The following is a 20,954-nucleotide window of genomic DNA, read 5'->3' as shown; positions in this document are numbered from 1 at the left end:
TAAAAGGCCCCTAGTCCCATTCCAGGCCGCCGCGCCGCCAGACGTAGGCGTAGGCGACGAAGACGGTGAGCACGAAGAGCAGCATCTCCACGAGCCCGAACACACCCAGGGCGTCGAAGGTGACGGCCCAGGGGTAGAGGAAGACGATCTCGATGTCGAAGACGATGAAGAGCATCGCCGTCAGGTAGTACTTGATGGGGAAGCGCCCGCCGCCGGCCGGCGTGGGGGTCGGCTCGATACCGCACTCGTAGGCCTCGAGCTTGGCGCGGTTGTACCGCTTCGGACCGATCAGCGTGGCCATGACCACGGAGAAGATCGCAAAGCCTGCCCCGAGGGCTCCCAGTACGAGGATGGGCGCATACGCGTTCACCGCTCCTCGCTCCTCTCAGTCGGCACTGACTGCTGGCGGTTTTGCATCGGGCTCACATCCGCCTCACCTGTCTCATCAACCCCGTTGGTCCCGGCGAAGATCGAGAACATGTGAAGCAGGTCACAAGCCCAACTGCCTCGCATCTTATGCCCGCCGCTCTGTGATCTGCGACACGGGGTATTGCACAAGCTTTGTGATCTCCACCACCTGACGAAGGATCATGAAGTCGTATGAGCGGCGATCTTCGTACGCGAAGCGTCAGAGTGATCACTTCTGGTGACATTTTCACTCGTCGCCGCAGCTCGGAGCGGGCGTCTCAATATCAAGAAAGTTCCGTTGCATGCAAATTGGCACTGGACTCGATCTCTTGATAGTGGGCCCCGTTCACACCCCGGAAGGCGACGCGGGGCGGGGTGTGAACGTGTGCACGCGTTCACGAGCGCGCCGCCCGCCGCCGTGCGCCCGAGACGCCCCTCTCGCGGTAACCGTTCCGTGACCTCCGCCACATTCACGAGAGGCGTCCGAGAAGCGGGCTTGGCCAACCACCCCAACCGGTGGTAGGCGCAGGGCAATTCGGACGTAACGACGAAAGCCCATGATCACAGGCTTGAGAGGGTGAGTCCGCAATGTCCGTTACGGCGTCAATAAGGAGTGTGCGGACCGGGTTTCGGGGGCCGGATTGAGCAACTGTGGCGCACGCCACGTTTCTTGAAGGTATGAAGGAGCCCCTGATACCGGTTGTTCTCATGTCCCACACCGCTCACATACGCAGCCACCGGAAGCCCCGCCGCAGCGCGTCCTCGATCGCGATGCGGGCCGGAGTTGCCGGTGGCATCCTCAGCACCGTGGCAGTGGCCGGTGCGTCGGCGTCCGCGAACGCCGCCGAACCGGTGACGCAGACTCTCGAACTGCCCACCCTGACGGACGACCTGGCCGCCCAGGTCGCCGAGTCCGCGGACGCCACCGAGCTGGCCGCCGCGAACTACGAGCTGCGGGCCGAGCGTGACGCGGCCGCCGCCAAGGCCGCCGAGGAGGCCAAGGCCGACCTCGAAGAGGCGAAGAAGAAGGCGGAAGCCAAGAAGAAGGCCGAGGAGGCACGCCGCGCCGCCGCCGAGCGCGCCGCCCGCGACGCCGAGCGCACCACGCTCTCCGCGTCCGCGTCGACGTCCTCCCAGGCCTCCGTGTCCGCCCCGTCCGTCTCCACGCCCGCCGGCGGCAGCGTCGCGACGGTCATCTCCTTCCTCAAGGCCCAGCTGGGCGACGCCTACGTCATGGGTGCCACCGGCCCCAACGCGTGGGACTGCTCCAGCCTCGTCCAGGCCGCCTTCCGCCAGGTCGGTGTGGACCTGCCGCGCGTGTCGCAGGACCAGTCGATGGTCGGCACGGACATCCCGCTGTCCCAGATCCAGCCCGGCGACATCCTGTACTGGGGCGGCAAGGGCTCCGCGTACCACGTGGGTGTCTACATCGGGGACGGCCAGTACCTGGACGCCGCGAACCCCTCCAAGGGCGTCGTCATCCAGGACCTCTCCGGCTACCCGGCGTCGGGCGCGGTCCGCGTCCTCTGAGTCCGAGTCGCATCACATCGTGGGAAGGGCCGCAGCCGCTCGGGGGCTGCGGCCCTCCGCGCGTCCCCGGGACGGTGTTTCCCTTGCCGTCCCCGGCACGGTATTTCCGTTGCCTTCCCGCGAGGGCGCCGTTAGCGTGCCTCGCGTGACGAACCCCGAGTCCGACAGAGCGGAGCCGCCGGTCGCCCGGCGGCGGGCCGCAGGCTGACCGTCGTACGGCTCCCCGAGCCGCCCCCGGCGACCGGACACGCGCTCCGCGTGCCTGGCCGGTTCCTCCTTCCTTCTCCAGCGCGCGGATGCCCCTGCCCGCATCTCACGCCGGAGTCGCATCCTTGCCTGTCTTCATCCATGTCCTGGGTCTCGCCGTCTTCGCCCAGGGGACTTCCGAGTTCATGCTGTCCGGGCTCGTGCCGGGAATCGCCCGTGATCTGTCCGTCCCGGTGGCCGCCGCCGCGAGCCTGACGTCCGCCTACGCCATCGGGATGGTCGTCGGCGCGCCGCTGATGGCCGCCTGGAGCGCGCGGTGGCCGCGTCGCCGGGCGCTGGCCGGGTTCCTCGCGGCGTTCGTCGTCGTGCATGTGGCCGGTGCTCTCACGCACGACTTCGCGGTGCTGTTCGCCACCCGGATCGTCGCCGCGGTCGTCAACGCCGGGTTCCTCGCGGTGGCGATGTCCGTGGCGGCTTCCGTCGTCGCTCCCGGGAAGCAGGCGCGGGCGACCGCCGTCCTGCTGTCCGGGGTGACGCTGGCGTGCGTCGCCGGGGTGCCCGCGGGTGCCCTGCTCGGCGAGCGGGCCGGCTGGCGCGCGGCGTTCTGGGCGGTGGCCGCGCTGTGTCTGCCCGCGCTGGCGCTGGTGTCCCGCTCGGCGCCCGCCGACGCCGCCGGCGGCGCCGAGGTCGCGGTCCGCCGGGAGCTGCGCGTCCTGAGCGAACGCCCGGTGCGATCGGCCCTGGTGCTCGCCGCGCTCGTCAACGGGGCGACCTTCGCGACGTTCGCCCATCTCGCCGTCGTCGCCACGGAGGTGACGCGGTTGCCCGAGGCGGTGGTGCCCGGGCTGCTCGCCGCGTTCGGGGCGGGTGCCTTCCTGGGGGTGACCGTGGCCGGTCGCCGGGGCGACGGCCGTCTCGTCCGGTACGCGATGGCCGCGCTGCCGGTCGGCTGGGCGGCGCTGGCCCTGACGGCTTCGGGCGCCGTACCGCTGTTCCTCCTGGCCGCCGTCCTCGGCGCGTTGTCCTTCGGCCCCGGCTCGGCGCTGGTGGGCCGGGTGCTGCGGGTGGCGGCCGGCGCGCCCGCGCTGGGCGGCTCGTTCGCCACGGCCGCGCTGAACGTGGGCGCGTTCGCCGGTCCCCTGCTGGCCGGGGAGGCCGCCTCGGCGGCGGGAGACCAGCGGGCCGCCGCCTGGGTCAGCGCCGCTCTCGCCGCGGCGGGAGCGGCCCTGGCGGCCACCGCCGCCCGGCGGTCCGGGCGGGCGGCGCGGCGGCCGCGGGACACGGCGGCGTGATCACGCCTTCGGGGCCACCTTCGACAGGCCGTTGATGATGCGGTCCATCGCGTCGCCGCCCGTCGGGTCCGTGAGGTTGGCGAGCAGCTTGAGGGTGAACTTCATCAGCAGCGGGTGGGTGAGCCCCCGCTGGGTCGCGATCTTCATGACCTTCGGGTTGCCGATGAGCTTCACGAAGGCGCGGCCGAGGGTGTAGTAGCCGCCGTAGGTGTCCTTGAGGACGCGCGGGTAGCGCTGGAGGGCGATCTCGCGCTGGGCCGGGGTGGACCGGGCGTGGGCCTGGACGATGACGTCGGCGGCGATCTGGCCGGACTCCATGGCGTAGGCGATGCCCTCGCCGTTGAAGGGGTTGACCAGGCCGCCGGCGTCGCCGACGAGCAGCAGGCCGCGGGTGTAGTGCGGCTGGCGGTTGAAGGCCATCGGCAGGGCGGCGCCGCGGATCGGGCCGGTCATGTTCTCGGGGGTGTAGCCCCAGTCCTCGGGCATGGAGGCGCACCAGGCCTTCAGGACTTCCCGCCAGTCCAGCTCCTTGAAGGAGTCGGAGGTGTTGAGGACGCCGAGGCCGACGTTGGACGTGCCGTCGCCCATGCCGAAGATCCAGCCGTAGCCGGGCAGCAGCCGGTCCTCGCCGGGGCCGCGGCGGTCCCACAGCTCCAGCCAGGACTCCAGGTAGTCGTCGTCGTGGCGGGGGCTCTCGAAGTACGTGCGGACCGCGACGCCCATCGGGCGGTCCTCGCGGCGGTGCAGGCCCATCGCCAGGGACAGGCGCGTGGAGTTGCCGTCGGCGGCGACGACGAGCGGCGCGTGGAAGGAGACCTCGCGCTTCTCCTCGCCCAGCTTGGCGGTGACGCCGGTGATGCGGCCGGTGCGGTCGTCGACGATCGGGCCGGAGACGTTGCAGCGCTCGTACAGCCGGGCGCCCGCCTTCTGCGCCTGGCGGGCCAGCTGCTCGTCGAAGTCGTCGCGCTTGCGGACCAGACCGTAGTCCGGGAAGGAGGCGAGATCCGGCCAGTCCAGCTGGAGCCGGACGCCGCCGCCGATGATCCGCAGGCCCTTGTTGCGCAGCCAGCCGGCCTCTTCGGAGATGTCGATGCCCATGGCGACGAGCTGCTTGACCGCGCGCGGGGTGAGCCCGTCGCCGCACACCTTCTCGCGCGGGAACTCGGTCTTCTCCAGCAGCAGGACGTCGAGCCCCGCCTTGGCGAGGTGGTAGGCGGTCGTGGAGCCGGCCGGCCCCGCGCCTACGACGATCACGTCGGCGGTGTTGTCGGAGAGGAGGGGCTCGGTCACGGCGGGATCTCCCCAAGTTCGAAATCTGCGTGCCGACCGGCACTGGACATGGGCAGTCTATTCAGCAGAATTGATCAACCGGCTGAAGGGCTGCCCCGTGAACAGAACGCTCCCCGTGGTACGGCTGCGGGTCCCCACCGACGAGGACGCCGTCGCCTGGCACCGGGTCTTCGACCACCCGGACGTGATGGAGTTCCAGGGCGGCCGGTCCGCCGAGCTGTCCGTCTACGAGGAGCTGACCGCCCGCCAGCGCAAGCACGACGCCGAACTGGGCTTCTGTCTGTGGACGATGCTGGACGAGGACGACCGGGTCATCGGCTTCACCGGTGCCCAGCCCTGGCCGCAGCAGTGGGGCCCGGCCGGGGAGATCGAGATCGGCTGGCGGCTGGGCCGGGAGCACTGGGGCCGGGGTTATGTGACCGCGGCGGCGCGGATGACGCTGGAACGGCTGCGGGAGGCGGGCGTGGAGAGCGTGGTCGCCATGGTGCACGCCCGCAACGCCCGCTCGATCGCGGTGACGCAGCGGCTGGGCATGCGGCTGGCCGAGACCTTCACGGCACCCGAGTCGAAGCAGCAGGGGCACTGCTACCGACTGGGGTTGTGACGCAGCGTAATAAGTGGCTACGGAAAGCCACCTGACGCTTCCGGACGGCACCCCGGGCGGTTACCCTTCCAGTACCGCTGGGGGTGACATCTGTGCGTATACCACCCAAAACACCCGAAGTGCGCGTGCCGCGGCTCGTCGGTCTCATGGCCGTGGACGCACGCGAGGCGGCCCGCACGCAGGGGGTGCGGCTCGCCGCGCCCGACCGGCCCGACTTCTCCCGCACCGTGGTCGACCACGTCGTACGGCAGTATCCGCCGCCCGGGGCCGAGATCCCGCGCGGTGCCGTCGTCACCGTCTGGTTCGACCTCGGCGAGGGGGAGGGCGGCGGAGGCTCGGGCGTCCGCGAGCCCCGCGTGCCCGGCGCGCCGCACGGCGGCATCCGCCGTGAGCTGACCACACCCGAGCCCGCGCCGAAGGCGCCGCCGGAGATGAGCGCGCTCAGCTCTCCTTGAAGCCCCGGTGCAGCGCCACCACACCACCGGTGAGGTTCCGCCACGCCACCCGCGACCAGCCGGCGCCCTTCAGCCGGTCGGCGAGCCCCGCCTGGTCGGGCCAGGCGCGGATGGACTCGGCGAGGTAGACGTACGCCTCCGGGTTGGAGGACACCGCGCGGGCCACCGGCGGCAGGGCGCGCATCAGGTACTCGGTGTAGACGGTGCGGAAGGGCGCCCAGGTCGGGTGCGAGAACTCGCAGATCACGACCCGTCCGCCGGGCCGCGTCACCCGGTACATCTCGCGCAGCGCGGCGTCGAAGTCCTGGACGTTGCGCAGCCCGAAGGAGATGGTGACGGCGTCGAAGACGTCGTCCTTGAACGGCAGCCGGGTCGCGTCCCCCGCGGTCAGCGGCAGCCACGGGTGCCGGCGCTTGCCCACCTGGAGCATCCCGAGGGAGAAGTCGCAGGGGACGACATAGGCGCCGGCGCGGGTGAAGGGCAGCGACGAGGTCGCCGTACCGGCCGCCAGGTCCAGGACCTTCTGCGCGGGCCGCGCGTCGACGGCCTTGGCGACCTCCTTCCGCCACCCCCGGGCCTGGCCCAGGGACAGCACGTCGTTGGTGAGGTCGTACCGGTCCGCGACGTCGTCGAACATCGAGGCGACTTCGTGCGGCTGCTTGTCCAGGGATGCGCGGGTCACGCCCTCATTGTTGCAGCCGGGCCTCCCGGCCAGAGCCACGGTGTGCGTTTCGCCGCCGGTCGGTCAGCGGTACGGCGAGGATCAGCGCGATCTCGTGCCGGAACTACGGCAGCTCCTGCACCGGCGACATGGGCGGCTGCGCCGTCCGCGCCGCGACGGCGGCCACGCCCGGCTCGCGGACCTCTCCGGGCTGTCCTCGGCGGCGGAGTGCGGCGGGTGGAGCAGGAGGACGGGGCGTCCGGGGAGGCGTTCGCGCGCTGAGCGAGCGGCGGCCTCAGGCCGCTCGCCACAGGGCCGGTGCGGCCGGTGGCTCCCAGCCGGGCTGGGCCGTGTGCACCTGGAGGCAGACGTAGGCGCGGCCCCCGTACGTCACGCGGTCGCCGGTCCGGTAGGTGGTGCCGGGGGTCCAGGTGCCGCCCGGCGGCGGGGTCGGTCCGGGGTCCTGCGGGACGGCGAGCACGAAGTCGAAGGCCGCCTCCTTCGCGCCGCCCGCGTCGCGCACGGTCATCAGCAGCCGCGGGTCGAAGATGGTGTCGGTGTTGTTGCGGGGCTCGTTCGGGAAGTACAGCTGCGTGGTCAGCACCGGCCGGCCCGGGGCCTGCACCTTCACGTGGAGGTGCCGGGTACGGCCCGGGTAGAGGCCGGGGACGATCGTGGTGAGGGTGAACACGCCGTCCGCACCGGTGAACTGGTGCCCGCGCAGCCGGAACCCCGTGTTGTCGTACGCCCCGCCCGCGTCGGCCTGCCAGAAGTCCAGCAGGGCCCCGGCGACGGGCCGGCAGGCGAGGCCGAAGACGTACCCGCTCACGGTGAGCCGGGTGCCGGGTGTGCCCGGCTCCAGCAGGCTGGTGCGGCGCGGGGAGTTCGGCTTGAAGTAGGGACCCTCGGTCTGCGGCGGGGTGGGGTCGTCGCCGTCGTCGCACGGCGGGGTGAGCGGGGGCGCCGTTCCCGCGGCGGTCAGGGTGCGGGCCAGGGCGGGTGCGCCCAGCAGGACCGTGGGGACCCCGACCGTCGCGGCGAGTGCGGCGCGCAGCACCGTTTTGCGGCGCACACGCGGGGAGTTGTCGTCCATGTCTGCTCCTCGTGGGGGTGTCGGAACGACGCCTGAACCGGACGGGACCGACCCTAGGACCGCGGTCCCGGGGCTTCGATGGACTGGTGTGCGCCACTGTGGTGTTTTCGGAAGGCGCCGGGGCTCTGCCCGGTCTCGCGGCGGAAGAAGCGGCTGAAGTAGGCCGGGTCGGTGAAACCGGTGCGGGCGGCGACCTGCCGGACGGACAACTCGGTGTGCGCCAGCAGCCGTTGCGCCTGGCGGGCGCGGGCCTCGATGAGCAGGCGGCCGGGGCTGCGGCCGGTGGCGGACCGTACGGCCTGGGTGAGGTAGCCAGGGGTGACGCCGAGGCGGTGCGCGCACTCCCGGACCGTCCAGGAGAGCGCCTCGGGCCGGGCGATCAACCGGACGAACGCCCGGGCGACGGCGGCCCCGCGCCCCTCGGCCGGGGCCCCGGAGGCGGGCCCGTCCGGGAGCCGGGTCGCCCGGACGACGAGGACGTGCAGCAGCGACCGCAGCACGCTCGCGTACCCGGGCCCGCGCTGCCGGTACTCCGTCACCAGCTCGGCCATGAGCGCGCCGATCCGTTCGTCGTCCTCGGGCGGGGGCCGGAACCAGCAGCGGTCGGCGAGGTGCCGCAGCAGGTCGCGGTCGCCGGGGTGGTCGACCAGGAAGTCCTCGGTGAACAGCACCAGCGTGCCGTCCAGGCCATTGCCGCCCTCCCAGTGGTGGACCTGCCCGGGGGCGAGAACGGCGAGGTGGGGCGGTGTGAGCGGCCAGCGGGCGAGGTCGACGACGTGGGTGCCGGAACCGGCGGTGACGTGGACGATCTCGTAGAACGTGTGCCGGTGGGGGCGGTCCGAGCGGGCGAGCGGGCCGACGGCGTCGAAGCTGCCCGCCGCGAAGGGGACGGCGGGCGGACCGGCCACCTCCAGCCGGTGCAGGGGTACGTCGCCGGGGCAGGGCGGGAGGCAGGGCGTTCCCGGCGGGACGGTGGTGCTGCGCATGGACCCTGAACCTTCCTCGTGGCAGGTACAGACCAATCGAGCAGCACCAGCGTCTCACGCGCCGGACGGAACTCAGCGCTCGCGGGCCGCCTTCAGCGGCCTTGGGGAACATCGGTACAGCCGTTGGCGCTGAGAACGATCATGGTCGGGTAGCACAGCGATCGTCCCCAGAACGGGGGTTCGCTGAAAGATCGTCGATCACGGGTGGGGCCTGTCTACGGTCCGCGTCATGCCGGTGGAGTTTTTAACTGATGATCAGGCCGAGGCGTACGGGAAGTTCGCTGAGGAGCCGACGAGACCCGAGCTGGAGCGGTTCTTCTTCCTGGATGATGTCGACCGCGATCTGATCGCGCTGCGGCGTACAAAGCATCATCAGCTGGGCTTCGCCCTCCAGATGTGCACAGTCCGCTACGTGGGGCTGTTCCTGGAGGACCCGCTTGCGGTGCCATGGCCGGTGGTCGAGCACCTGGCCGCGCAGCTCGGCATCGAGGATCCGTCGTGTGTGAAGCGGTACACCGAGCGGCTGAAGACGGCGTACGAGCACTCGTGGGAGATCCGGGACGCCTACGGATACCACCCGTACGAAGATGCGGAGTGGGGACGGAAGTTCCGGACGTTCCTGCACGGCCGGGCGTGGACGCATGCGGAGGGGCCGGTCGCGCTGTTCAACCAGGCGGTGGGCTGGCTACGGCGGAACCGGGTGCTGCTGCCGGGTGTCTCGGTGCTGGCCCGGCAGGTGTCGGAGGTTCGAACGATCGCGGAGAAGCGGCTGCACGCCACCGTGGCCAGGGCGGCTCACCGCGCGGACCCGGCTCTGCCGGCGGACCTGGTGGCCACGCTGGTGACGCCGGAGGGCGGCCGGTACTCGGAGCTGGAGCGGCTGCGCCGGCCGCCGACACGGACGACGGGCACGGCGTTCGCACGGTCGCTGGAACGGGTCGACGAAATCGGCGCGTTCCAGCTCGGGCGGTTGAAGCTGTCGCAGATCCCGCCGAACCGGCTCGCGGCGTTGCCCGCTACGGGCTGGGGTCCAAGGCTGCGAGCCTGGAGCGGGCCGCAGAGCCCAAGCGCACGGCGATGCTCACTGCGGTGATGCGCCACCTTGAGGCCAAGGCGATCGATGAGGCGCTGGACCTGTTCTCGGTGCTGATGGCGACGAGGCTGATCAGCACGGCAAAGCGGGCGACGGACAAGGAGCGGCTCTCGACGCTGCCGCAGCTGGAGAAGGCGTCGCGGACCCTGGCGCGGGCGGCGAAGGTGCTGTTCGAGGAGCTGGAGCTGGTCGAGGCGCACGGCACGGATCTGGACGCGGCGGCACTGTGGCGGGCAGTGGAGGAGGTCGCGCCCCGGGCCGCGGTGATGAGTGCGGCCGTGCTGGTGGTCTCGCTGGTGCCGGAGGACGAGGACTCGGCAGCCGTCGCGATGCGGGCGGCGCTGGCCACCCGGTACAACACGGTGCGGCCGTTTCTGTCGCTGCTGGGCGAGTCGAAGGCGCTGGATGCGGCGACCGGCGGGAAGCGGGTGCTGGCCGGGGTGAAGCGGCTGCCCGCTCTGGCGCGGCGGCGGGTGAAGGACAAGCCGCTGCTGCCGCGCGAGGTCGATGACAAGCTGGTGCCGGCCGCATGGCGCAAGGCGGTGTACGCCAACGCCGAGCTGCCGCCGGGGGCTGTGGACCGGGACGCGTACGTGGTGTGTGTGCTGGAGCAGCTGCACCGCGCGCTTCAGCGCCGGGACGTGTTCGCCTCTCCCTCGCACCGCTGGTCCGACCCGCGCGCCCGGCTGCTGGACGGCACAGAGTGGGAGGCCGTGCGGGAGGACGTCCTGGCGGGCCTGAGCCTGGACATGCCGGTCGAGGAGCACCTGGCCGCGCTGGTGACGGCGCTGGATGCGGCGTGGAAGCAGATGGCTGAGCGGCTGGAGACGGCCGGGCAGGACACGAAAGTCACCATCGAGGTCCCGCCGGGCGGCCGGGCGAAGCTGAACGTGTCCAAACTCGGCGCGCTGGGCGAGCCGAAGTCCCTGACGTGGCTGCGGGGGCGGGTGGAGAAGATGCTCCCGAAGATCGACCTGCCGGAGCTTTTGTTCGAGGTGCACGGCTGGACCGGGTTCCTGGACGCCTTCGTACACCTGGGCGACGGCACAACCCGTATGAAGGACTTGACCACCTCACTGGTGGCCCTTCTGGTCTCGGAGGCGTGCAACATCGGCATGACCCCGGTCATCAACCCCGCGCATGAGGCGCTTCACCGTTCCCGGCTGGTGCACGTCGACCAGTTCTATCTGCGGGCCGACACCATCGCCGCGGCGAACGCCGCACTGATCGAGGCGCAGGGCCAGGTGCCGATTGTGCGGTACTGGGGAGATGGGCTGCTGGCCTCGGTCGACGGACTGCGGTTCGTCGTCCCCGTCCGCACCATCAACGCCGCCCCGTCGCCGAAGTACTTCGGGTTCAAGCGCGGCATCACCTGGCTCAACGCCGTCAACGACCAGGTCGCGGGCATCGGGCAGATGGTGGTCCCGGGCACCCCTCGCGACTCCCTGCACATCCTGGACGCCCTGCTGAACCTCGACGGCGGGGTGAAGCCGGAGATGGTCGCCACCGACAACGCCTCGTACAGCGACATCGTGTTCGGCATCTTCCGCATCCTGGGCTACAACTTCAGCCCCCGGTTCAAAGACCTGGACGACCAACGGTTCTGGCGCGCGTCCCTTCCGGGCGTGGGGACAGGCACGTACGGGCCGCTGGAGCCGCTGGCCCGCAACCGGGTCAACCTGAACAAGGTGATCACCCACTGGCCGGACATGCTCCGGGTCGCCGGTTCCCTGGTCACCAACCAGGTACGCGCCTACGACCTACTGCGGATGTTCGGACGCGAAGGCCACCCGACCCCGCTGGGGCAGGCATTCGCCGAATACGGCCGGATCGCCAAGACCGAGCACCTGCTCCGCGTCGTCGACCCGGTCGACGACACCTACCGCCGCCAGATGAACCGCCAGCTCACCGTGCAGGAATCCCGGCACAAGCTGGCCCGCGACGTGTGCCACGGCAAGCGCGGCACCATCCACCAGGCGTACCGGGACGGGATGGAGGACCAGCTCGGCTCACTGGGCCTGGTCCTCAACGCCGTGGTGCTCTGGACCACCCGGTACATCGACGCCGCCGTCGTACACCTCCGTGCCGAGGGACACGAGATCCGGGACGAGGACATCACCCGCCTCTCCCCGCTCAAGCACCGCAACCTCAACGTCCTGGGCCGCTACAGCTTCACCGCCTCCACCCCGGCTGGCGGCGCCCTACGCCCGCTTCGCGACCCAGACACAGTCGAACTCGACGAGGACGACGAGGGGTAGCGGGAGCGGACTCTGGCCAGATACGTGCGCTGACGAAGACGTATCACTCCGGTGTGTAGACGCGCTCGAATCGTTTTGCGCCCGACGATACTTTCAGCGCTTGACCTTGACGCAACGGCAGGGTTTCTACTGGCGGCATGCGAATCGGAGAGATCGCCGCGCTCGTGGGGCTCACCACCCGGGCGATCCGGCACTACCACCATGTCGGGCTGCTTCCGGAACCGGAGCGGCGCCCCAACGGCTACCGTGCCTACAGCGTCCGCGACGCCGTCCTGCTCGCCAGAGTGCGCCGACTCACCGAACTCGGCCTCAGCCTCGATGAAGTGCGCGACGCCCTCGCTGACGATGCCGGACGCGAACTGGCCGAGGTGTTGGAGGAACTCGACGCCGACCTGGCCCGCCAGGAAGCCGACATCCGGGAGCGCCGCTGCCGGCTCAGCGCCCTGCTCGCCGAGCCGCCCGGCGCGACCGGGCCCGTCTCACCCGCCCTCGCCGCACTGCTGGCACAGGCCCCCAGGACAGACTCGCCGAGCGCGGCCAAGGACCGCGAGTACCTCACGCTGATGGACGCCACCAGCTCCGGTAGCCAAGAGATTTTCGCGCTGCTCGGAACACTGGTCGCCGATCCCGCGGTCGTCGAACTGTATGAGCGCCTCGACGCGCTCGCCGAAGCCCCCGCCGACGATCCGCGGATCGCACCTCTGGCAGCTGACCTGATGGCAGCCGTCCCCGAGGAGCTGTTCGCCGCAATCCCCGAGGACGGGGCGGTCGTGACCGGGTTCAAGGAGGCGCTGCTCGCCGAGTACACCCCCGCGCAAGCGGAAGTCGTGGGCCGACTTATGGACGCGTTCATGGAGAGGGGCCGGGGATGAACGGGCGGCCAAGGGGCGTACGGGCGGCGCGGGTCGCGGTCGCCGCCGTACTGCCGGGGGAACTGGCCCTGGCGGCCTGCCTGGTGGCTGGGGTCCGACCGCCCGGTTGGGCGCTGGCGGGCGCCGAGGCGCTGGTGCTCGTGGTGCTGCTGTTCGAGGCATGGGTGCTGCGCTCGCTGTATGTCGCCGCGCGCGCCCGTGGCGCAGACCGCGGGGCGGCGCGGCGAGCCGCCGTACAGGAGGCGGTGCCGGTGACGGTCCGCCGCCTGGTCCTCCACGAACTGCGCGCCCTCGCCTCCCTGGGGCGGTGGGTCCGGCGCGGCACGCACGGGGTGCGCCCCGGGGACCACGCTGCCGCGTACACCGGGCCCCAGACCGCGATGATGTACGGGCTGCTCTTCGTGATGGTCATCGAGACGGTGGTCCTGGCCTTCCTCATCCCTTGGCCGGTGGTCCACCGGGTGATCCTGGTACTCGACCTGTACGGCGTCGTCCTCGTGCTGGCCCTGCACGCCGCCTGCGTCACCCGGCCGCACGTCGTGCGTCCCGACGGCTCTCTGCGGATCCGCTACGGAGCCCTCTTCGACCTCGCCGTACCGCCGGACGCGGTCGCCTCGGTCCGGGTCGACCGGCGCTATCCCGAAGGCGGCCTGATCACCCTTTCCGAGGACGGGGTCCTCGACCTCATAGTGGGCAGCCAGACCTCGGTGACCCTGGAGCTGAACCGGCCACTCCCCTTCACCCGCCCGCTCGGCGCAACGGAAGAGGCCCACACCATCCGCTTCCACGCCGACGACCCGCGCGCACTGGTCAGCGCGCTCCGTCAGCCCGCCTGAGCACACAGGTTGGTCCTCGCCGCGACGTGGCGCCCGGCAGGGGGCTCCGACCGGGCGCCGCCCGGTTGCATGTTCGACTTCTCGGCATTCTCACAAATGAACATCTGTGAGAGTTCTGCGAGAGCCCCGGCAGTGATCACGTCTCCGCAGGTCGCCATTCGCAAAAGTCCTCTCGAAACCGGCGTGTTGTGCGAGGCACTTCTGAGAGGCTGCCGCCATGGACCTCACGCCCGATCAGGCCGCATTGGCGGTAGAGCGTCACGACTGCCCGAACTGTGACGCACCCGCCGGCAGCGCCTGCCGCACCCGGGGCGGGAAGACCGCCGCGAAGTACCACACCCCGCGCTTCGTCCTCGTCCCCGCGCTCCGCGAGGAACTGGAGATCCCCGTGCCCGCCGACCGGCTCCCCGGCCGCGTGTGGAAGCAAGGGCCCGCGCTCGCCGTCGTGCCCGCGCCCCGCACCGAGCGGCCGGTGAGGATCGGGTACGCCCGTACCTCGACCGCCCGCCAGGAGCTGGCGAGCCAGCTCGAAGCCCTCCACCGCGCGGAGTGCCACAAGGTCTTCCAGGAGCAGATCAGTACCCGCATCAAGGTGCGGCCCGAGCTGGAGAAGGCGCTCGCGCTAGCCCGCCAGTTCAAGGAAGCCGCACCCGAGACGCCGGTCATTCTCACCGTCCACGAGCTCAAGCGGCTCGCGCGCAACGCCGCCGAGCTGATGACACTGTCCGCCGAACTCCAGGCTGGCGGCATCCAGCTCGAACTCCTCACCGGCCCGCTCACCGGCATCTACGACCCCAACGGCATGGGCGCCATGTTCTTCGCCGTGCTCGCCGTTGCCGGGCAGATCGAGCGCAACTACATCCGGGAGAAGACACTCGAAGGCCAGGTCACCGCAGCGGCCAAGGGCAACCACGGCGGACGGCCGAAGGTAATCGACGACGACATGCTCACCTTCGCCGTCGCGCTCAAGGACAAGGGCGTCCCCGTTCCCGAGATCGCGAAGAAGCTGATCATCAAGACCGGGAAGAACGCTGGCAAAAGCCCTTCGGTCGCCTCGCTCTACCGGGCGCTGGCCGAAGTCGAGGAGGCTGCGGCGGATGACGGCCCGCCGCTGCGGCCCAAGCACGTCCGCATCCGCCGGTCAGAAGACCCGCTCACTCCCGAGGAGATCGACCTCCGCGACCGTCTCCAGGCCCAGCCTCACCCGAACACGGAGATCCGCAGCTAGACCTCATGATCGTTCTCAGCGCCAACGGCTGTACCGATGTTCCCCAAGGCCGTTCAGGGTGTCCCGCAGCGCGTAGAACGCGGGCTTGCGCGCGAACTCGTCGGTCATGACGTTCGCGAAGCCCTCGCCCTCGAAGAACACCGGCACCCATGAGTACTTGTCGGTGAAGCCCCAGATGGTGAACGAGTCGCAGCCGTCGACGGCCAGGCACGCCGCCAGGGTCCGCCGGTAGTAGTCGGCCTGCTTCGCCTCCTGCTCCGCGGTGGGTACGCCGCCCTCCGGCACGTCCATACGGACGTCCAGCTCGGTGACGGCGGTCTCCAGGCCGAGCGCGTCGAACCGCCGCAGGTTGCTCTCCAGGTCGCCCGGGAAGCCGTAACGGGTGCTCAGGTGGGCCTGCACGGAGAAGCCGTGCACCGGCACGCCCCGCTTCAGCAGGTCCTGGACGAGCGCGTGGTAGGCGTCGCTCTTCGCGTTGACGCTCTCCACGTTGTAGTCGTTGAAGAACAGCTTCGCCTCGGGGTCGGCCTCGTGCGCCCAGCGGAAGGCGTCGGCGACGATGCCGGGGCCGAGTTCGCGGATCCAGATGTTGTCCTGGGTGCGGAGCCTGCCGTGGTCGTCGAAGATCTCGTTGGCGACGTCCCACTGCTGGATCCGGCCGGCGTAGCGGCCGACGACAGTGGTGATGTGCTCGCGCAGGATCGCGCGCAGCTCCTCCTCGGAGAAGTTCCCCTGCTCCAGCCACTCCGGGTTCTGGCTGTGCCACAGCAGCGTGTGGCCGCGCACCACCTGCCGGTTGCGCTCGGCGAAGTCGACGATGGCGTCGGCCGCCGCGAAGTCGTAGCGGTCCCGCTCGGGGTGGATGAAGTCCCACTTCATCTGGTTCTCCGGGGAGACCGAGCTGAACTGGCGGGCCAGGATCCTCCGGTACTCCTTGTCGGAGGTGAACGGGTCCGGGTACGGCTGCGACAGGTGGTGGCCGCCACCGGCCACGGCGGTGCCCACGTGGAAGCCCTCGGGGGCCGCCGCCCGCAGCCGGTCGAACCTGGCCTCGGAGTGCGGTGCGGCGGCGAGGAGCGGGAGCGACAGGGCGGCCACGGCGAGGGCCGCGGTGGCGGTGCGAACGGATCTCATGGGGAGTCTCATTCCGTCGGCTCGGCGTCTTCGGAGGGTTCGCGTCTTCGAAAGTTTCGAAGCGAAATCCGAAAGATTAGGGATGGCCGGACGCTAAGGGCTCGCCGAGCGGCCCGTCAATACGCGTGCACGCCGAAGCGCCCCACGACCGAACGGAAGGTCGTGGGGCGCGAGGGAGGGTGCGGGTTACCGGCCGCGGTACACCAGGCGGCCGGCGACGACCGTGGCGACGCAGGTCGCGGCGCCCTGGCGGACCAGGGCGGCGCGGTCGGGCACGTCGAAGACGGCGAAGCGGGCGGGCCCGCCCGCGGCGAGGGGCGGCAGCAGGATCAGCGGGACCGGGGAGAGGGCCGGCGGCCCCGGCAGCGACGGCGGTCGCTGTCCGACGGCGAGCCCGGCGCGCCGTACGGCGTCCAGCGCGGCCCGGTCGCGCAGTTCGCCCGCGACGGCGACGGTGCCGTGCGCGAGGAGCCGCTGCACGCCGCGCCGCGCGCTGGCGCCCCGGCGGGCGGGGTCCGCGCGGAACAGGGCCTGGGCGCGCTCCCCGCCGATCGGCTCGGTGCCGAGCCGGTCGGCCTCGCGCGGGTCCGGGTGGTACGTCCGTTCCAGCAGCTCCGGCCCGTACGGGTTGAGCAGGCCGGGCGTGAGGATGCCGGGCCAGCGCCGCACCCGGGCGTCCGGGTGGGCGGCGGCCAGCTCGTCGTACGGGCCGACGGCGGCGAGGCGCGCGCCGTCGACCAGGACGGCCGTCCCGGGTGTGGCCTCGGCGACGTGAAGGGTCAGCACACGTACCTCAGTTGGCGGCGAGGATCTTCAGCTCGGGGTGGGCGGTGCCGCCCTCGATCGCGGTCGACGAGATGTGGGAGACGACCCGCTCGTCGACGGGGTCGTTCGCCGGGTCGTCGTGGACGACGAGGTGCTCGTACGTCGTGGAGCGCTGGGCGGGGACGCGGCCCGCGCCCCGGATCATCTCGATCATCTCCATCAGGTTGGAGCGGTGCTTGGCACCGGCCGCCGAGACGACGTTCTCCTCCAGCATGATCGAGCCGAGGTCGTCGGCGCCGTAGTGCAGCGTGAGCTGCCCGGCGTCCTTGCCGGTGGTCAGCCAGGAGCCCTGGATGTGGGCGACGTTGTCGAGGAAGAGGCGGGCGACGGCGATCATCCGCAGGTACTCGAAGATGGTCGCCTGGGTGCGGCCCTTCAGATGGTTGTTCTGCGGCTGGTACAGGTACGGGATGAAGGCGCGGAAGCCGCCCGTGCGGTCCTGTACGTCACGGATCATCCGCAGGTGCTCGATGCGCTCGGCGTTGGTCTCGCCGGTGCCCATCAGCATCGTGGACGTCGACTCCACGCCCAGGTTGTGCGCGGTCTCCATGATCTCCAGCCAGCGCTCGCCGCTCTCCTTCAGCGGGGCGATGGCCTTGCGGGGCCGCTCCGGCAGCAGCTCGGCGCCGGCGCCGGCGAAGGAGTCGAGGCCGGCGGCGTGGATGCGCTGGATGGCCTCCTCGACGCTGACCTTGGAGATCCGGGCCATGTGCTCGACCTCGCTCGCCCCCAGGCTGTGGATGACGAGCTGCGGGAACTCCTTCTTGATGGCCGAGAAGTGCTTCTCGTAGTACTCGACGCCGTAGTCCGGGTGGTGGCCGCCCTGGAACATGATCTGCGTGCCGCCCAGCTCCACGGTCTCCGCGCAGCGGCGCAGGATGTCGTCGAGGTCGCGGGTCCAGCCCTTGTCGCTCTTCGGCGGGGCGTAGAAGGCGCAGAACTTGCACGCCGTGACACACACGTTCGTGTAGTTGATGTTGCGCTCGATGATGTACGTCGCGATGTGCTCGACGCCCGCGTACCGGCGACGGCGGGCGGCGTCGGCGGCGGCGCCGAGCGCGTGCAGCGGCGCGTCGCGGTAGAGGTCGAGCGCCTCCTCGGGGGTGATCCGCCCGCCCGCTGCGGCACGGTCGAGCACAGACTGGAGGTCGGCCTTCTCGGTCACCGGGGCGTCCCTTTCGTCGGGTTGCGGACGGACCGAACCAGCGTACGCCAGCGAAATTCCCGGCTCAGCGGCGGGACAGGTAGAGCCGGAAAGCCTGGTGCAGGACCTTGTTGAGCGGGTGGTCCCACTCGCCGAGGTACTCGACGGCCTCGCCGCCGCTGCCGGCCTTGAAGCGGAGCAGCCCCACGAGGTGGTCGTCCTCCTCCAGGGTGTCGGTGATGCCGCGGAAGTCGTAGACGGCGGCGCCGAGTTCATGGGCGTCGCACATCATCCGCCACTGGATCGCGTTGTTCGGCTGGACCTCGCGGCGGCGGCTGGTGGAGGCCCCGTACGAGTACCAGACGTGCTCGCCGACGGTCAGCATCGTCGCCGCCGCGAGGACCTCGCCCTCGTGGTGGGCGAGGTAGAGGCGCATCCGGTTCTCGTCCTCGGCGCGCAGCGCGGTCCACATGCGCTGGAAGTACGACAGCGGGCGCGGGACGAACCGGTCCCGCTCGGCGGTCTCCAGATACAGCCGGTGGAAGGCGGGCAGGTCCTCGTAGTCGCCCTGGACGACCTTCACGCCGGCCTTCTCGGCCTTCTTGATGTTGCGCCGCCACTGCTGGTTGAGGCCCTGGTGGATCTGCTCCAGGGAGCGGCCGGCGAGCGGCACCTGGAAGACGTGGCGCGGCTGGCCCGCGGCGAAGCCGTCCTCGCCGCCGGACGCGCTTCGCCGCCAGCCCGCGCGGCGGAGCCGGTCGGCGATGTCGAGGGCGCGCGGGTCCTCGGCGGTGGGCGCCACGTCGCCGAGCCGCCTGGTCTCCGGGTCGGCGATGGCGGCCTTGACCGCGTCGGCGCTCCAGCGGCGTACGACGACCGGCGGGCCCATCCGCACCGTGAAGGCGCCGCGCGCCGTGAGGTGGGCGAGCAGGGGCCGCAGCCACGCGTCGAGGTCGGGGGCGGTCCAGTCGATGACGGGGCCCTCGGGCAGATAGGCGAGGTACCGCTTGAGCTTCGGCAGCGGCCGCAGCAGCACCAGTCCGGCGCCGACGAGACGGTCGTCCGCGTCGAACCAGCCCAGGCTCTCCGCCCGCCAGTCCTGCTTCACCTCGCCCCAGGACGGGAGTTGCAGATGACTCACCGAGGGCAGGGTGGCGACGAACGCCAGGTGGTCCTCGCGGGTGATGGCCTTCAGGCGATAGCTCATGCGCCGTGCTCCTTCGTCCGACGCAAGGAGCCTACGGCCGCGGAATGCCGCCCACCCCTTTCACTGGGCTAGGCGGCGTACGCGCCGGACACCACCCCGATCAGCGCGCCCGCGAGCAGGAACGGGCCGAACGCGATCGCGGTCCCGCGCCCGGCGCGGCGCAGCGCGACCAGGGCGCCCGCGTAGAGCGCGCCGAGCAGGAACGCGGCGAAGGTGCCGAGCAGCAGGGTGCGCGGGCCGTACCAGCCGAGGACGGCGCCCATGCTCAGGGAGAGCTTCACATCGCCGAAGCCCATGCCCGCCGGGTTGATCCGGCACAGCACGAGATAGCCGGCGCCGAGCGCGAGGGTGCCGAGCAGGGCGCCGCTCCAGTCACCGGCGTGGCCCGGGGCGAGGGCGGCGAGACCGAGGAGGGCGGGGGCGGCGACGGCGAGCGGCAGGGTGAGCACGTCCGGCAGCCGGTGCACCCGCAGGTCCACCACCGCCAGCAGCACCCCTACCGGCCCGAGCAGCAGCCATACGGCCAGCTCGGGACGCGGCCCGGTGGCGGCGGCGAGAGCCGCGCAGAGCAGGGCGGTGACCGCCGCGAGGGCGCGGCCGGAGGGCCCGTACCCGGCCCCGGCGCACTCACCGCACCGGCCCGGACCGACCCAGCCGCCCAGCGGCCCGGCGAGCGGATGCCCGGCCGGACAGGCCGTCCGCCAGGCGGGGGGCTCGGGCGGCTCCGCCCGGGCGCCGGGGGGCCACTCGTTGTGGCGGGAGGGCTGGGGGCCCTGAGAGGGGCAGGCGCCCTCGGCTGACGGGACGCGCCCGGACGGGGAGCCCCCGGCGGACGGGACACTCCCGGAAGGCGGGAGTGTCCCGGAGGACGGGCGACTCCCGGAGGACAGGGCGCCCCCGGAGGATGGGACACCCCCAGCGAACGGGACGCCCCCGGAGGACGGGCGACCCCCGGAGGACGGGACACCCCCGGAGGACGGGACACCCCCGGAGGGCTCCGCTCCCCCGGTGATCAGCGCCCCCGCTCCCCCGGTCGTCACCACCCCCGCGTCCCCGTGCGGCACCGACAACCGGTACGCCGCCCGGGGCAGCGCCGCGCCGGCCGCGGCGCCCCAGGCCGCCGCCGCGGCGATCAGCCACACCGTCGGCACGGTCAGTCCCGCCGGCCGCGGAACAGATCACGCAGGAGGGCGATCTCGGCGCCGTGGTGCAGCACTTCCTGGTTGACCCACCACACGATGTCGACGAACGGCTCCTCGGCGTCGCTGCCGTGCGGATAGGTGCAGTACCCGACGGTGTCGAGGGCGGCGTCGTCCGCCTTCACCAGCACCTGGCGCCAGGCCGCGGCGCCCTGTTCGAAGGCGGCGACCGCCGTGGCGGCGTCCCCGCTGACCCGGTAGTCGTCCCGGGTGAGGGTGCGGCCGCCGGACGGGGTGTGGTCGGCGCGCAGGGTCAGCATCTCGGCGAGGTGGGTCAGCCGCCAGGCGATCGTGGTGAACGGCGGCGGCGAGGGGTGCGGATACGGCGCGCTGTCGCGCCCCCACTCCCCGGCCGGGTGACCGCTGAGCGCCGTCGCCCGCGCGCCGGGCCCGGCCGAGCGCCGCCGGACCGACCAGCAGCCGGGCACCGGCTCCCAGAAGTACTCCTCGTCGGTCATCGGACCGACCGCGGTCGGCGTCCCGTCCCCGCTGTCCACGACGGGCCCGGCGAGCCGGCCGGTGAGCCGCTCGCACGCGAAGTCGAACTGCTCCAGCAACGGAACCAGCCGGGGTGAGTGCATACGACGCTCCTGTGACGGGCCGACGTGTCGACCCGCCAGTCTGGCAGCGCG

17 protein-coding genes and 2 pseudogenes are annotated in these 20,954 nt (G+C 71.6%); 8 read left to right on the top strand and 11 right to left on the bottom strand.

What is annotated here, in order from left to right:
- Positions 1-10: 10 nt before the first annotated feature.
- The gene (locus ACIG0D_RS15565) at positions 11-370 is read right to left on the bottom strand and encodes an NADH-quinone oxidoreductase subunit A (RefSeq protein ID WP_007383963.1); all 360 of its coding nucleotides are present in this window, start codon (positions 368-370) and stop codon (positions 11-13) included.
- 716 nt (positions 371-1,086) lie between these two features.
- On the opposite strand from ACIG0D_RS15565, the gene ACIG0D_RS15560 reads away from it, so the two are divergent.
- Together ACIG0D_RS15560 and ACIG0D_RS15555 are read left to right on the top strand one after the other, a co-directional pair.
- On the top strand, positions 1,087-1,938 hold the full coding sequence (locus ACIG0D_RS15560) for a C40 family peptidase (RefSeq protein WP_399800530.1): 852 nt from the start codon (positions 1,087-1,089) through the stop codon (positions 1,936-1,938).
- A 332-nt stretch (positions 1,939-2,270) separates the two neighbouring features.
- A complete protein-coding gene (locus ACIG0D_RS15555; RefSeq protein WP_399800527.1) occupies positions 2,271-3,437 on the top strand; it encodes a Cmx/CmrA family chloramphenicol efflux MFS transporter in 1,167 nt (388 codons plus the stop codon).
- Here the strand turns inward: ACIG0D_RS15555 and ACIG0D_RS15550 are convergent, their stop codons facing one another.
- Positions 3,438-4,727, bottom strand: a complete 1,290-nt coding sequence (locus tag ACIG0D_RS15550; protein ID WP_399800525.1) for a geranylgeranyl reductase family protein — start codon at positions 4,725-4,727, stop codon at positions 3,438-3,440.
- A gap of 97 nt (positions 4,728-4,824) precedes the next feature.
- On the opposite strand from ACIG0D_RS15550, the gene ACIG0D_RS15545 reads away from it, so the two are divergent.
- Together ACIG0D_RS15545 and ACIG0D_RS15540 are read left to right on the top strand one after the other, a co-directional pair.
- A complete protein-coding gene (locus ACIG0D_RS15545) occupies positions 4,825-5,331 on the top strand; it encodes a GNAT family N-acetyltransferase (RefSeq protein ID WP_399800522.1) in 507 nt (168 codons plus the stop codon).
- Between the two features lie 92 nt (positions 5,332-5,423).
- Positions 5,424-5,786, top strand: a complete 363-nt coding sequence (locus ACIG0D_RS15540) for a PASTA domain-containing protein (RefSeq protein ID WP_399800520.1) — start codon at positions 5,424-5,426, stop codon at positions 5,784-5,786.
- Here the strand turns inward: ACIG0D_RS15540 and ACIG0D_RS15535 are convergent.
- From ACIG0D_RS15535 to ACIG0D_RS15525, 3 genes are all read right to left on the bottom strand, one after another.
- A complete protein-coding gene (locus ACIG0D_RS15535) occupies positions 5,773-6,468 on the bottom strand; it encodes a demethylmenaquinone methyltransferase (RefSeq protein WP_365763095.1) in 696 nt (231 codons plus the stop codon). The two genes, ACIG0D_RS15540 and ACIG0D_RS15535, sit on opposite strands and share 14 nt — an antisense overlap.
- A gap of 274 nt (positions 6,469-6,742) precedes the next feature.
- Entirely contained in the window at positions 6,743-7,540 is a 798-nt protein-coding gene (locus ACIG0D_RS15530; RefSeq protein ID WP_399800517.1) for a carbohydrate-binding protein, read from the bottom strand.
- Positions 7,541-7,593: 53 nt separating this feature from the next.
- Positions 7,594-8,526, bottom strand: a complete 933-nt coding sequence (locus ACIG0D_RS15525; RefSeq protein ID WP_399800514.1) for a helix-turn-helix domain-containing protein — start codon at positions 8,524-8,526, stop codon at positions 7,594-7,596.
- A gap of 229 nt (positions 8,527-8,755) precedes the next feature.
- Between ACIG0D_RS15525 and ACIG0D_RS15520 the strand changes: the two are divergent.
- From ACIG0D_RS15520 to ACIG0D_RS15505, 4 genes and pseudogenes are all read left to right on the top strand, one after another.
- Positions 8,756-11,877: pseudogene (locus ACIG0D_RS15520) on the top strand (Tn3 family transposase).
- A gap of 137 nt (positions 11,878-12,014) precedes the next feature.
- Positions 12,015-12,749 (top strand): MerR family transcriptional regulator, encoded by a 735-nt coding sequence (locus ACIG0D_RS15515; RefSeq protein ID WP_258779053.1) that lies wholly within the window; start codon positions 12,015-12,017, stop codon positions 12,747-12,749.
- Complete coding sequence (locus ACIG0D_RS15510; protein WP_399800511.1) at positions 12,746-13,585, top strand: hypothetical protein; 840 nt, start codon at positions 12,746-12,748, stop codon at positions 13,583-13,585. Before ACIG0D_RS15515 ends, ACIG0D_RS15510 begins: the two co-directional genes overlap by 4 nt.
- 217 nt (positions 13,586-13,802) lie before the next feature.
- Positions 13,803-14,813: a recombinase family protein gene (locus ACIG0D_RS15505; RefSeq protein ID WP_399800509.1), complete on the top strand. Its 1,011-nt coding sequence runs from the start codon at positions 13,803-13,805 to the stop codon at positions 14,811-14,813.
- Between the two features lie 15 nt (positions 14,814-14,828).
- Here the strand turns inward: ACIG0D_RS15505 and ACIG0D_RS15500 are convergent, their stop codons facing one another.
- From ACIG0D_RS15500 to ACIG0D_RS15475, 6 genes and pseudogenes are all read right to left on the bottom strand, one after another.
- On the bottom strand, positions 14,829-15,947 hold the full coding sequence (locus ACIG0D_RS15500; protein ID WP_399800506.1) for an endo-1,4-beta-xylanase: 1,119 nt from the start codon (positions 15,945-15,947) through the stop codon (positions 14,829-14,831).
- A 186-nt stretch (positions 15,948-16,133) separates the two neighbouring features.
- On the bottom strand, positions 16,134-16,733 hold the full coding sequence (locus tag ACIG0D_RS15495) for an imidazolonepropionase-like domain-containing protein (RefSeq protein WP_365763103.1): 600 nt from the start codon (positions 16,731-16,733) through the stop codon (positions 16,134-16,136).
- 7 nt (positions 16,734-16,740) lie between these two features.
- Positions 16,741-17,937, bottom strand: a complete 1,197-nt coding sequence (mqnC, locus tag ACIG0D_RS15490; protein WP_399800504.1) for a cyclic dehypoxanthinyl futalosine synthase — start codon at positions 17,935-17,937, stop codon at positions 16,741-16,743.
- A 64-nt stretch (positions 17,938-18,001) separates the two neighbouring features.
- Positions 18,002-19,123: a lipid II:glycine glycyltransferase FemX gene (locus ACIG0D_RS15485; protein WP_399800503.1), complete on the bottom strand. Its 1,122-nt coding sequence runs from the start codon at positions 19,121-19,123 to the stop codon at positions 18,002-18,004.
- A gap of 68 nt (positions 19,124-19,191) precedes the next feature.
- Positions 19,192-19,848: pseudogene (locus ACIG0D_RS15480) on the bottom strand (prepilin peptidase); the annotation flags it as partial.
- Positions 19,849-20,276: 428 nt separating this feature from the next.
- A complete protein-coding gene (locus ACIG0D_RS15475; RefSeq protein WP_399800500.1) occupies positions 20,277-20,903 on the bottom strand; it encodes a DinB family protein in 627 nt (208 codons plus the stop codon).
- Positions 20,904-20,954: the final 51 nt, after the last annotated feature.

The sequence above is a fragment of the Streptomyces sp. NPDC052773 genome (assembly GCF_044547145.1).
In the GTDB taxonomy this organism is placed as follows: domain Bacteria; phylum Actinomycetota; class Actinomycetes; order Streptomycetales; family Streptomycetaceae; genus Streptomyces.
Note: the sequence above shows the minus strand (reverse complement) of the source record. Positions and strands in the feature narration are given on the sequence as shown.

Excerpts from the sequence above, each read along its gene's own strand:
- ACIG0D_RS15560 (WP_399800530.1), top strand. The coding sequence starts at position 1,087 with ATGAAGGAGCCCCTGATACCGGTTGTTCTCATGTCCCACACCGCTCAC.
- ACIG0D_RS15530 (WP_399800517.1), bottom strand. The coding sequence starts at position 7,540 with ATGGACGACAACTCCCCGCGTGTGCGCCGCAAAACGGTGCTGCGCGCC.
- ACIG0D_RS15525 (WP_399800514.1), bottom strand. The coding sequence starts at position 8,526 with ATGCGCAGCACCACCGTCCCGCCGGGAACGCCCTGCCTCCCGCCCTGC.
- ACIG0D_RS15515 (WP_258779053.1), top strand. The coding sequence starts at position 12,015 with ATGCGAATCGGAGAGATCGCCGCGCTCGTGGGGCTCACCACCCGGGCG.
- ACIG0D_RS15510 (WP_399800511.1), top strand. The coding sequence starts at position 12,746 with ATGAACGGGCGGCCAAGGGGCGTACGGGCGGCGCGGGTCGCGGTCGCC.
- ACIG0D_RS15505 (WP_399800509.1), top strand. The coding sequence starts at position 13,803 with ATGGACCTCACGCCCGATCAGGCCGCATTGGCGGTAGAGCGTCACGAC.
- ACIG0D_RS15500 (WP_399800506.1), bottom strand. The coding sequence starts at position 15,947 with ATGAGATCCGTTCGCACCGCCACCGCGGCCCTCGCCGTGGCCGCCCTG.
- ACIG0D_RS15485 (WP_399800503.1), bottom strand. The coding sequence starts at position 19,123 with ATGAGCTATCGCCTGAAGGCCATCACCCGCGAGGACCACCTGGCGTTC.
- ACIG0D_RS15475 (WP_399800500.1), bottom strand. The coding sequence starts at position 20,903 with ATGCACTCACCCCGGCTGGTTCCGTTGCTGGAGCAGTTCGACTTCGCG.